The 12,701-nt window shown below is 62.3% G+C and carries 9 protein-coding genes; all 9 read left to right on the forward strand.

What is annotated here, in order from left to right:
• The first annotated feature begins 105 nt into the window (after positions 1–105).
• Positions 106–1,863: an ABC transporter ATP-binding protein gene (locus ABD884_RS07205; protein ID WP_345041464.1), complete on the forward strand. Its 1,758-nt coding sequence runs from the start codon at positions 106–108 to the stop codon at positions 1,861–1,863.
• Positions 1,864–1,952: 89 nt separating this feature from the next.
• Positions 1,953–3,764, forward strand: coding sequence for an ABC transporter ATP-binding protein (locus tag ABD884_RS07210; RefSeq protein WP_345041468.1), 1,812 nt, complete (start codon positions 1,953–1,955; stop codon positions 3,762–3,764).
• Positions 3,761–4,141 carry a GntR family transcriptional regulator gene (locus ABD884_RS07215; protein ID WP_028267355.1) on the forward strand — a complete coding sequence of 127 codons (381 nt, stop codon included), beginning with the start codon at positions 3,761–3,763 and terminating at the stop codon, positions 4,139–4,141. The genes ABD884_RS07210 and ABD884_RS07215 overlap by 4 nt, the downstream gene beginning before the upstream one ends.
• 65 nt (positions 4,142–4,206) lie before the next feature.
• Positions 4,207–7,134 (forward strand): excinuclease ABC subunit UvrA, encoded by a 2,928-nt coding sequence (gene uvrA, locus ABD884_RS07220; protein WP_345041490.1) that lies wholly within the window; start codon positions 4,207–4,209, stop codon positions 7,132–7,134.
• 100 nt (positions 7,135–7,234) lie between these two features.
• A complete protein-coding gene (locus ABD884_RS07225) occupies positions 7,235–7,951 on the forward strand; it encodes an HAD hydrolase-like protein (protein WP_345041496.1) in 717 nt (238 codons plus the stop codon).
• On the forward strand, positions 7,938–8,606 hold the full coding sequence (locus ABD884_RS07230) for a lysophospholipid acyltransferase family protein (protein ID WP_345041501.1): 669 nt from the start codon (positions 7,938–7,940) through the stop codon (positions 8,604–8,606). Before ABD884_RS07225 ends, ABD884_RS07230 begins: the two co-directional genes overlap by 14 nt.
• A gap of 65 nt (positions 8,607–8,671) precedes the next feature.
• Positions 8,672–10,672 carry an excinuclease ABC subunit UvrC gene (gene uvrC, locus ABD884_RS07235; protein ID WP_345041510.1) on the forward strand — a complete coding sequence of 667 codons (2,001 nt, stop codon included), beginning with the start codon at positions 8,672–8,674 and terminating at the stop codon, positions 10,670–10,672.
• A gap of 83 nt (positions 10,673–10,755) precedes the next feature.
• The gene (gene rapZ, locus ABD884_RS07240) at positions 10,756–11,679 is read left to right on the forward strand and encodes an RNase adapter RapZ (protein WP_028267350.1); all 924 of its coding nucleotides are present in this window, start codon (positions 10,756–10,758) and stop codon (positions 11,677–11,679) included.
• The gene (locus ABD884_RS07245) at positions 11,679–12,695 is read left to right on the forward strand and encodes a gluconeogenesis factor YvcK family protein (RefSeq protein WP_345041521.1); all 1,017 of its coding nucleotides are present in this window, start codon (positions 11,679–11,681) and stop codon (positions 12,693–12,695) included. Before rapZ ends, ABD884_RS07245 begins: the two co-directional genes overlap by 1 nt.
• Positions 12,696–12,701: the final 6 nt, after the last annotated feature.

Genomic DNA, 12,701 nt, shown 5'->3' on the forward strand with positions numbered 1-12,701 from the left:
TTCCCAACAGCTCGAATTGCAGGGCTTCCCGGGGCGATCTGAATTAGAATGACAAGGCGGTCGTGGGGGCGGAATCGTGCGGAATCCGCCCTTCGGACACCAACGATGGGAGGCAAAGTGCTGGCATCCGTGCTGCTGCAGCGCCTAGCCCCCTACAAAGCCCACGTCCTAGCCATTGTGCTCCTGCAAGTGGTCCAGACCGGAGCTGCGCTCCTCCTGCCCACTTTCAACGCAAAGATCGTCGACGACGGCCTTGTGGCCGGAAACAGCGAAGTGATTCTGCGACTCGGCGGCTGGATGATGGTGCTCACGGTCATCCAGGTCCTCGCCGCCGTGCTTGCCGGGTACCTTGGTGCCGTCGTTGCCATGAAGATCGGCAGGGGTCTGCGCCGTGATCTTTTCGAGAAGATCCATTCGCTGCCCGACCAGGATATCGCGGCTTTTGGGCCGGCTAGCCTCGTGGTGAGGAGCACCAATGACGTCCTGCAACTCCAGAACATCACGGTCCTCGTTTTCAGCATGCTGGTTGCGGCGCCGGTCATGGGCATTGGCGGGGTCATTTTGGCAGTCGAACAGGACGTGGCCCTGTCGTGGATCGTTTTTGCCATCATTCCGGTGCTGACGATCATCATGCTCTTCATCGTCCGGAAGCTCGTGCCGCTGTACCGCGAGGGGCAGGGCTTAGTGGACCGGATCAACAGCGTGCTCCGGGAACAGATCATGGGGACCGCCGTGATCCGTGCCTTCGTCCGTCAGCCGTTTGAGATGAAACGCTTCGAGACTGCCAACGATGCCTTGACGAACAACAACCTCCGATCCGCCCGGATTGTCGCGGCCATGCTTCCGCTTGTCATGATCGTTGTCAACCTCTCCTCGGCAGGAGTGGTCTGGCTCGGTGGGCACCGGATCGTTGCCGGAACCATGCAGTTGGGTGCACTCACGGCGTTCATCGCCTATATCATGCAGATTCTCCTCGCGATCATGATGGCAATGTACGTACTGAGCACGGCTCCGCGCGCCGCCGTCAGCGCTGAACGCGTCACTGAAGTGCTCAACACTTTGTCTGAACAGGTCGTGCCGGGGAGCGATGCTGGCGCTGTGGGCGTTCGGGTGCCCCGGTCGAAGGGATTGCACTTCCACAATGTCTCTTTCGCCTATCCGGGGGCGGAGGCGCGCGTAGTGGAGGGCATCAGTTTCCATGCGGCTCCCGGTACCACGACGGCGGTGATCGGATCCACCGGAAGCGGCAAGTCAACCATCGTCAGCCTGGTGCCAAGACTACTCGAGGCGAGCAGCGGCAGTATCTCGCTCGATGGCCAGGACATCGCCACGATGCCACTCGGTGCCCTGCGCAGCAGTCTCGCTGTAGTTCCCCAAGAAGCGTGGCTGTTTCGCGGAACCATTGCGGAGAACCTGCGCATTTCGCTGCCATCGGCCAGCGATTCCCAATTGTGGTATGCGCTTGAGATGTCCCAGGCTGCGGATTTTGTGGCCGGGCTGCCTGAAGGACTGGAAACCACATTGTCCCAAGGCGGCGCAAGCCTCTCCGGCGGTCAGCGACAGCGCCTGTGCATTGCCCGCGCAATGCTGCGTCCGGCGTCGGTCTACCTCTTCGACGACAGCTTCTCCGCATTGGATTCAGTCACCGAAGCAAGACTCAAGACTGTCCTTGAATCCGAACTTCGGGACGCCGCCGTCATCATTGTTGCCCAACGGGTCAACACCGTGGTGTCGGCAGACCAGATTCTCGTCATTGATGAGGGCCGCCTTGTGGCAAGCGGGACCCACGACCAACTTCTGGGGTCCTCTGAGACGTACCGGGAGATTGTTGCGTCCCAGCTCGAAACGGAAGAAACCTCGTGAACGGCGATAGCGTGCACCGTGAGCGCCCCGGGACGCCAGTGGGGTCGCTCCTCCGCCTCGCCGGGTTGCTGCGGCCATCCCGGAGTATCATGATCGCCGCAATTTTGTGCATTTGCGGTTTTGTCACCCTCAACGTTGCTGCTCCGAAGGTGCTCGGCGACGCCACCGACGTCATCGCTGCTGCCGTGTTCGGTGCACAGTTCAACACGGAGCGCTTTGTCCTCCTGTTGCTGGTAGCCGCATCCATGTACGCGGTGGCTTCGCTGCTCAGTTGGTCGCAAGGCCGGCTTAACGCCCTCGCGGTGCAGCGACTCGCGCACGATCTCCGGGAAGCCGTGGAAGCGAAACTGCATCGTCTCCCCGTGGCCTACTACGACGCCCGGTCCCGGGGAGACGTCCTGAGCCGAGCGACCAACGACCTCGACAACGTGGCACAGACGCTCAACCAGCTCCTGGCACAACTTCTGACCTCGGCGCTCATGGCCATGGGTTCACTGGCGATGATGCTCCTGCTCTCGCCCGTGCTCGCCGTCGTGTCGCTGTTGGCTGTGCCACTATCGGCCTTGGTCTCGATCGTGGTGACCCGGCGTTCGCAGAAGTACTTTGTCCGGCAGTGGGAGGCCACGGGAGACGTCAATTCCCTCGTCGAGGAGACGGCTACGGGCCACGAGACCATCAAGCTTTTCGGTGCCAAGTCTGCAATGGCTGCACGCTTCGCTGACCACAACGACGGACTCTATTTCGCTAGCTCCAAGGCGCAGTTCGCTTCCGGACTGCTGGTGCCCCTCATGGCCTTCGTGTCGAACGCCAGTTATGTGGGGGTCGCAATCGTCGGCGGACTCCAATTCCTTGCCGGCGCGATGAGTATTGGCGGTATTCAAGCATTCATTCAGTTCAACCGGCTCTTCAGCCAGCCATTGGGCCAGATCGGCGGCATGGCCCAGGTCCTGCAATCCTGCGCGGTTTCCGCCAGCAGGGTTTTCGAGCTTTTGGACGCCGCTGAATTAACAGGTGAACCGACGGAGACAGGAAACGGTGTGGGCGCGGACGCCGCTCCGGGCGTGGGTGGTGGGCTGGATTCCCGGTTTGACCTCCCCGCGGGGAGGATTTCCTTCGACCGCATTTCATTCAGCTATCGGCCGGATGCTCCCCTGATCGAGGACTTGTCTTTCACGGTGGAACCAGGGCAAACGGTGGCAATCGTGGGACATACGGGAGCAGGGAAGACTACCCTGATCAGCCTGCTCATGCGTTTCCACGAGCTCGACTCCGGGAGGATCACCATTAACGGCGTGGACATTGCCGGGATGGGGCGTGACGTCCTCCGCCGGAATTTCGGCGTCGTCCTGCAGGACCCGTGGATTTTCACGGGTACCATCCGGGAGAACATCGAATATGGGCTTCCGGGGGCCAGCGAGGCGGACATTGTGGCCGCAGCCGAGGCAAGCCACGTTGACCACTTTGTCCGTTCCCTGCCGAGCGGGTACTCGACCATGCTCAGCAACGGAGGGGAACCACTGAGCCAAGGTCAGCGCCAACTCCTGAGCATCGCCCGCGCGCGCCTTTCCGGCCGCCCCCTCCTGATACTGGACGAGGCGACAAGTTCAGTGGACACCCGGACGGAAGTCCTTATCCGCCAAGCGATGCACAGGTTGCGGCGCAATAAGACGTCCTTCGTGATCGCCCACCGCTTGTCCACCATCCGCGACGCTGATCTAATTCTCGTCATGGATCACGGACGGATCGTTGAACACGGCACGCATCATTCGTTGCTTGAGCTTGGCGGGCACTACGCGCGTTTGCACGAGGCCCAGTTTGCCGTCGGAGACGGCGAGGCTGCCGCGGCGCCGGTGCGGACAGCCAAGCATCGTGCGGTCCAGGGGGAGGGGAACGCCTCGTGAGCGGCACCATCGATTTCCCGGGTTCCTGGCGTCCCAATCAGTCGAGCACGGTTGCCCTCTATGAACAGCTCCGGCTCCGCATTATCGAGCTGGCCGACGGCGGCGCCCTCCCGGTCGGTTCCAAGTTGCCCGCCGTGCGCAGCCTGGCAGGGCAGCTCGATGTGGCCCCGCACACAGTGGCCCGGGCCTATAAGGAACTTGAAGCGGCCGGAGTGGTAGCCACCCGGGGACGCAACGGAACAGTGGTGTGCGCCCGGGATGACCGCTGGAGCGCCTTGGCAGCCGTGGCGGCGAGCTACTCTGCTGCGGCGAAGGCGCAGGGCGCCAGTTTCGCCGAGGCCGTGCAGCTTCTGGCGGCCGCCTACGACGCCGATTGATGGGCCTTGGTAGGCTGCGTGAAGCCACATGGAAATTCGAAGAAGTTTTCGATTAGCATTAGTGGGTGCCTAAAGCCGTAGCTGAAGTTCCCGCCGTCGAATCCCTCGCAAGTGTTTCCGCGCAGCAGCTTGCCACGCCCGTGAGACATGACCTGTCCCGGCTTGTGGTCAAAGGAGCGCGCGAACACAACCTCCGCAACGTCGATCTCGACCTTCCCCGCGATGCCATGATCGTCTTCACAGGCTTGTCGGGTTCGGGCAAGTCGTCCTTGGCCTTCGATACGATCTTTGCCGAAGGTCAGCGCCGGTACGTGGAATCGTTGTCGGCCTATGCCCGCCAGTTCCTGGGCCAGGTGGACAAGCCGGATGTCGACTTTATCGAGGGCCTGTCCCCGGCAGTCTCCATCGATCAGAAGTCCACCAGCAAGAACCCGCGTTCCACCGTGGGCACCATCACCGAGATCTATGACTACATGCGCCTTCTCTGGGCCCGTGTCGGCAGGCCGCATTGCCCGGTCTGCCATGAGCCGATCACGCGCCAGACGCCGCAGCAAATAGTCGACCAATTGCTGGAGCTTGAGTCCGGCACCCGCTTCCAGATCCTCGCCCCGGTAGTGCGGGGGCGCAAGGGCGAATTCGTCGAGCTCTTCAAAGAGCTCACCGCCAAGGGATACTCGCGTGCCCGGGTGGATGGAGAGCTTGTCCAACTGAGTGATCCTCCCAAGCTAGGGAAGCAATTCAAGCACTCCATTGAAGTGGTCGTGGACCGCTTGGTGGTCAAAGAAGGGATCAGCCAACGGCTGACCGACTCGATCGAAACCGGGCTCGGACTTGCGGAAGGCCGGGTGCTGGTTGAGTTCGTGGACCTCGACGCCGACGATCCCGCACGCATCCGGGCCTTCTCGGAAAACCTTGCTTGCCCTAATGAGCACCCTCTGGCCATTGACGAAATCGAGCCCCGCACGTTCTCGTTCAACAACCCCTTCGGCGCATGTGCGGCTTGCAGCGGCATCGGCACCAAGCTCGAAGTGGATGAAGAATTGGTGGTCCCCAACCCCGAGCTTTCCCTGAACGAGGGGGCCATTGCGCCTTGGTCGCTGGGTACGGCCACCACGGAGTACTGGAACCGGCTCCTGGAGGGCCTTGCCTTGGAGCTCGGTTTTTCCATGGATACCGCCTGGGAGAAGCTGCCCCGCGACGTGCGGCAGACGGTGCTGCACGGCAAAGACCACAAGGTCGTCGTCCAGTACCGCAACAGGTTCGGCCGGGAACGCAAGTACAGTACCGGCTTCGAAGGCGCCATCCAGTATGTCCACCGCAAACACGGCGAGACTGACTCAGACTGGGCGCGCGACCGCTATGAAGAGTACATGAGGCAAATTCCTTGCCCTGCGTGCAACGGCGCCCGGCTCAACCCGGCATCCTTGTCAGTGCTGATCAATGGCAAGTCGATCGCGGAGGTTTCGGCCCTCCCCATGCGTGAATGTGCGGACTTCCTCGGCAGCCTCACGCTCACCGACCGTGAGACACAGATTGCCCACCAGGTGCTCAAGGAGATCCAAGCCCGGTTGACCTTCCTCCTCGACGTCGGGCTGGAGTACCTGAATCTGGAACGGCCGTCCGGGACCTTGTCCGGCGGTGAAGCCCAGCGTATTCGACTCGCCACGCAGATCGGCTCCGGGCTGGTGGGTGTCCTGTATGTGCTGGACGAGCCGTCCATTGGGCTGCACCAGAAGGACAATCGCCGCCTCATTGAGACGCTCACCCGCTTGCGCGACCTCGGGAACACGCTGATCGTCGTCGAACACGACGAGGACACTATTCACGAGGCTGACTGGGTGGTGGATATCGGACCGGGCGCCGGTGAACACGGTGGCCAGGTGGTGCACTCCGGTTCCTACAAGGAGCTCCTGGAAAACACCAACTCGCTGACGGGTGACTACCTGTCCGGGCGCCGCAAGATTGATATCCCGGTCAAGCGGCGCAAGTATGACAAGAAGCGCGAGCTCAAGGTTATCGGCGCCCGCGAAAACAACCTGAGCAACGTTGACGCCACCTTCCCGTTGGGCCTCTTTACCGCAGTGACAGGAGTCAGCGGCTCAGGGAAGTCAACCTTGGTCAATGAGATCCTGTACAAGGTTCTTGCCAACAAGCTCAACGGAGCCAAGCAGGTTGCTGGCCGGCATCGTTCAGTGGCGGGCCTGGAGCACCTCGACAAGGTGGTGCACGTGGACCAGAGCCCGATCGGGCGGACGCCTCGTTCCAACCCGGCAACGTACACGGGCGTCTTCGACAACATCCGGAAGCTCTTCGCGGAGACCACCGAAGCCAAGGTGCGCGGCTACCAGCCGGGCCGCTTCTCATTCAACGTCAAGGGCGGCCGCTGCGAGGCCTGTTCCGGTGACGGGACACTGAAGATCGAGATGAACTTCCTGCCGGACGTTTACGTTCCTTGCGAAGTGTGCCATGGTGCCCGCTACAACCGGGAAACCCTTGAAGTCCACTACAAGGGAAAGACCATCGCAGACGTTCTGAACATGCCTATCGAGGAGGGCGCGGAGTTCTTCGCGGCTTTCTCGCCTATCGCCCGGCACCTGAACACGCTGGTCGACGTCGGTCTCGGCTACGTCCGCCTCGGGCAGCCCGCCACCACGCTTTCCGGTGGAGAAGCCCAGCGCGTCAAACTGGCCTCCGAACTGCAGAAACGATCGAACGGCCGCAGCGTCTACGTTTTGGATGAGCCCACCACCGGCCTGCACTTCGAGGACATCCGCAAGCTGCTTATGGTGCTTCAAGGATTGGTGGACAAGGGAAATACCGTCATCACCATTGAGCACAACCTTGACGTCATCAAGTCCGCCGACTGGATTGTCGATCTCGGCCCCAACGGGGGTTCGGGCGGTGGACGCATCGTGGCAACAGGCACGCCCGAACAGGTAGCCAAGTCCACGGAAAGCCATACCGCCTCCTTCCTTGCGGAGATTCTGGGGTAGAGCGGCGGCTCCGGCCGGGGAGAATTTCGGCTTCGAGCAAAGTATTCCCTGGCCGGCATGTGAGTTTCAGGCATGCCTCAACTCGTGAGAAACTAACCCGGTGACTCAAACAATGGTGCCCGTAATCTTCGATCTGGACGGCACCCTTGTCGATCCCGCCGGCGGCATAACCGAAGGCATTGCCGCGGCCCTGGACGGACTGGGTCTCCCCATCCCGGAACAACACGTGCTGGACTCCATGGTTGGTCCCAAGCTCAGCGATTCGTTGGAGCACCTTGCCAAGGTTCCCGCGGCAAGGGTCGACGAAGTCATTGGACGCTACCGCAGCCACTACCGATCCGTGGGAATCGGACAAAGCCTGCTGTATCCCGGCATTCGTGAGCTCTTGGAGTTCTTTGCCGAGTCGCGGCGACCGGTTGCAGTGGCCACGCAGAAACCTCAAGGCCTGGCGCGCTTGGTTTTGGAGCACCATGGCATTGCGGGGTTCTTTGCTTCCATCTGCGGCGCCTCGGATGATGAATCGATGGGCGCCAACACGGCCCCCGGCAAAGTGGAAATCGTTGGGACGGCCCTGGCCGCGCTACATTCCCAGCCCGCAGTGATGGTGGGGGACCGTCACCAGGACGTCGCGGGAGCCATGGCCAATGGCATTGACTGCATCGGCGTCAGTTGGGGATTTGCGCTTCATGGCGAGCTTCAAGAGGCAGGCGCCGTCGCTGTCGTAGACACCGCGGCCCAGCTGCTGAAGAAGATCGAAGAACTTGACGCTGTCCGCGCGGCGGCCCTGAGCGAGGTGCAGAACGATGGAAGCCTTTGATGTCATTCGCTGGACCACCCGCGGACTGATTTCCGGCACCTGCCGGCCCACAGTCATTGGCTTGGAAAACGTACCCAAAGAAGGGCCCTTCATTGTGGCCCCGAATCATTTGTCTTTTCTGGACAGTGTGATTGTCCAGGCCCTGATGCCCCGTCCGGTCGGCTTCTTCGCCAAAGCCGAGTATTTCACTACCAAGGGTTTCAAGGGCCGCGCCATGAAGGCGTTCTTCCAGGCTGTTGGATCCATTCCCGTGGAACGCGGAGAGCAAGCGGCCAGCGTGCAGGCGCTCAAGACCCTCCTGGACATCCTGGAGAACGGCAGGGGCATCGGTATCTACCCGGAGGGGACCCGCTCGCGTGACGGCCTGCTCTACCGCGGCCGGACCGGCGTCGGCTGGCTTGCGCTGACCACGGGGGCGCCTGTGGTACCGGTGGGACTCCTTGGCACGGACAAGTTGCAGCCCGTGGACCGCAACACCGTCCGCCCTCAGCATTTCACCATGAAGGTGGGCGCTCCGCTGTACTTCGAAAAGACGGGGCCGGACCATTCCCTGCCTGCCCGGCGCGAAGTGACGGACAAGATCATGGAGGCCATTGCGGTGTTGAGCGGCCAGGAACGTGCCACCGGCTACAACCAGAGCAAGTCTGCGGAGTAGTTCAAAGCCCGGTGGGTGCGCTGAGTGCGTGCTGGGGCAGGGGTTTCCCTTACTAGACTGGATCTGTGGCAGATCCAGCGAGTTATCGTCCCCAGACGGGAGAAATCCCCACCACCCCCGGCGTCTATCGGTTCCGGGATCCGCACGGTCGTGTCATCTACGTGGGCAAGGCAAAGAACCTGCGTTCCCGCCTGAACTCGTACTTCGCCAACCCAGCGGGCCTGCTGCCGAAAACCCATGCCATGGTGCATACCGCCAGCAGTGTCGAATGGACCGTAGTAGGCAGCGAGCTTGAATCACTTCAGCTCGAATACACGTGGATCAAGGAATTCAAACCACGCTTCAACGTAGTGTTCCGGGACGACAAAACGTATCCGTACCTTGCCGTGAGCATGGCCGAGAAGCTACCCCGGGTCCAAGTGATGCGTGGGGAGCGCCGCAAGGGGACCCGTTACTTCGGCCCGTACACGGCCGGTGCCATCCGGGAAACCATGGACACCCTCCTTCGGGTCTTTCCGGTCCGTAGTTGCAGTCCCGGAGTCCTGAAGCGTGCGCAGGCCAGCGGCCGGCCATGCTTGCTTGGCTACATCGACAAATGCTCGGCCCCGTGCGTCGGTCGTGTCACAGCGGAGGAGCATCGGACGATTGCCGAAGACTTCTGCTCGTTCATGGGTGGCGAAGCGAAACGTTTCATCACCCGCCTCGAAAAGGACATGGCAGCCGCTGTGGCCGAACTCGACTACGAACGGGCGGCGCGAATCCGTGATGACATCGCGGCTTTGCGCAAAGTGTTCGAGCGCAACGCGGTGGTACTTTCCGAGGACACGGACGCAGATGTCTTCGCCCTGTACGACGACGACCTCGAGGCCTCGGTGCAGGTCTTCCACGTCCGGGGTGGCCGGGTTCGCGGGCAGCGGGGCTGGGTGGTCGAGAAGGTCGAAGACGCCACTACTCCGGAGCTCATCGAGCATCTCCTGCAGCAGGTCTACGGAGAGGACAGCGACAACCAGGGCCGCATCCCACGCGAAGTCCTGGTGCCGGAGATCCCGTCCAACCATCATGAGCTGCTTGAATGGCTCGGCGGCCTCCGGGGCGCCAAGGTGGATATCCGCGTGCCGCAGCGCGGTGACAAAGCCGCACTCATGTCGACTGTCCGTGAAAACGCCGAACAGGCCCTGAAGCTCCACAAGGTCCGGAGGGCGGGGGATATTACCGTCCGCTCGCAGGCGCTCCAGGAATTGCAGGAGGCGCTTGAGCTTCCGGTGCCGTTGCTTCGGATCGAATGCTACGACATCTCCCACGTGCAGGGAACCAACGTGGTCGCCTCCATGGTGGTGGTCGAGGACGGCCTCCCCAAGAAGTCCGACTACCGGAAGTTCTCCATCACCGGGGCAGCCGCCACCGACGACACGGCCGCGATGCACGACGTCCTGACGAGGCGTTTCCGGCACTACTTGCAGGACAAGTCCGCCCAGCTTCCCAAGAGCGGGGAAGTCCCCCATCCGGGTTCCGGGAAGGTGCCGTCGTCGTCCGATGACGCTGCCCTCACCGGTGCAAAGGCGAGGTTCGCCTACCCGCCCAATCTCGTCGTCGTCGACGGCGGGCAGCCCCAGGTCAACGCGGCCGCGCGGGCACTGGCGGAACTGGGAATCGACGACGTCTACGTCGTGGGCCTGGCTAAGCGTCTTGAGGAAGTGTGGCTGCCGGACAGCGACTTCCCGGTAATCCTGCCCCGCACTTCGCAGGGACTCTACTTGCTGCAGCGCATCCGCGACGAAGCCCACCGCTTCGCCATCACCTTCCACCGGCAGAAGCGCGGAAAGGCCATGACAGTGTCCGCGCTCGACGGCGTTCCAGGCCTTGGCGAAGCCAAACGGAAGGCGCTCGTCGCACAATTCGGTTCGCTCAGGAAGATCAAGGCTGCGACGGCTATCGAGCTGACCGCCGCGAAGGGGATCGGTCCGGCTTTGGCGGAAGCTGTCGTCAATCATCTGGCGGCAGCCGGTGCCTCGGGCGATGCCGCCCCGGCGGTGAACATGACCACCGGCGAAATCCTTGAATTTTAGCTAGGGTAATAAACGGACCCCTCCTGAAGGCGGTCCAGCCTGGACCGGCAGCAACTTAAACCATTTCAGAACGGGGACACTAGATGTCAGAATCAACAGCAGGATCCGACGCGGAGCAGGACGGTCTCATCCCCGTCAAGCCTGTCGAAGCGGAACTGCTGGTGGTCACAGGCATGTCCGGCGCGGGCCGCAGTACCGCCTCGGACGCCCTTGAGGACCACGGCTGGTACGTCGTCGAAAACCTGCCGCCGCAAATGCTTGGGACGCTCGCCGAGATCGTGTCGCACGCACCCCAGTCCATCCCTAAACTTGCCGTCGTCGTGGATGTCCGCAGCAAAGGCCTCTTCACCGATATCCGGACGGCCCTGGGCGCGCTCAGCGCCAGTGGAATCACGTTCCGCGTGCTCTTCCTGGACGCCAGCGACAACGTCCTGGTCCGTCGCTTTGAGCAAGGGCGCCGCCCGCATCCGCTCCAAGGCGGTGGCCGGATCCTGGACGGTATCGCGGCAGAACGCGACGTGCTGAAGGAACTCCGGGAATCGGCAGATGTTGTCCTGGACACCAGTACATACAACGTCCACGGCTTGGCGACAGCCATCACTGAACTATTCACCGACACCGGCCCCGTGGCTTTGCGCTTGAACGTCATGAGCTTCGGCTTCAAGTACGGCCTGCCCGTGGACGCCAACTTCGTGGCGGACGCACGCTTCATCCCCAACCCGCACTGGGTCCCGAAGTTGCGCCCGCACACGGGACTCGATGCCGACGTCAGCGACTATGTGCTGGGGGCCGACGGTGTCAAGGACTTCATTGATCGCTACGTTCTTGCCCTGGAACCGGTCCTCGACGGCTACCGGACGGAAAACAAGCATTACGCCACCATCGCCGTCGGCTGCACAGGGGGCAAACACCGTTCAGTCGCGGTTGCCGTCGAACTTTCCAAACGGTTGGCGCAATTTCCCAGGGTCACCGTCACCACGAGCCACCGCGATCTGGGTCGCGAGTAATGGGGGTTCTGACCGGACCCTTGCCGCTTGTTCCTCCCAAGGGGACGACGGGCAGCCAGCCGGCCAAAGGGCCCACGGTAGTTGCGCTCGGGGGCGGTCACGGGCTGTCCGCATCACTGTCTGCGTTGCGGTTGTTGACCTCCGAGCTCACCGCGATTGTGACCGTTGCCGACGACGGCGGCTCCTCCGGGCGGCTCCGGGAAGAGTACGGCGTCCTTCCGCCCGGCGACCTGCGGATGGCGCTGAGCGCGCTCTGTGATGACACCGATTGGGGGCGCACCTGGCGGGACGTCATGCAGCACCGCTTCAAGACTCCGGGCGGCGGGGAAGGCTCCCTGGACCACCACGCCATGGGAAACCTGCTCATCGTTACTCTCTGGGAACTGCTCGGGGACGCCGTGGCGGGACTGAAATGGGCCGGTGCCCTCCTGGGTGCCCGCGGTCAGGTCCTGCCGATGTCCACCCAACCCTTGAACATCGAAGGTGACGTCAGGGTGCCGTTGTCCGGGGGCGGGTACGAGCTCCAGACGGTGAAGGGCCAGGCCAAGTGCGCTGTTGCCGGGTCCCTCGAAAACGTCAGGCTCTCCCCGGAGGATGCCCGGGCATGTATCGAAGCGCTCACGGCAATCGAGTTCGCAGACTGGGTCGTCCTGGGTCCGGGGTCTTGGTACACCTCGGTGCTGCCCCATTTGCTTCTGCCCGAAATGCGCCAGGCTTTGTGCGACACCCCTGCCAAACGCTGCCTGACCATGAACCTCGCCATGGACACCAAGGAAACCTCCGGGATGTCGGCTGCGGACCATCTGGATGCCCTGCGCCATTACGCGCCGGAGTTCAGTGTGGACGTGGTGCTCGCCGATCCTTCCTCAATATCGGACCTCAAGGAATTCGAACGGGCTGCAGGGATGATCGGTGCAGAGGTGGTCTTGGGTAAAGTAGGGGCGTCGAGTCGCCGTCCAGTCCACGACCCGCTGCGTCTGGCGTCGGCGTATCACGATATCTTCGGGAATAGTTAGGAACAT

This window comes from Arthrobacter methylotrophus (genome assembly GCF_039539965.1).
In the GTDB taxonomy this organism is placed as follows: domain Bacteria; phylum Actinomycetota; class Actinomycetes; order Actinomycetales; family Micrococcaceae; genus Arthrobacter; species Arthrobacter methylotrophus.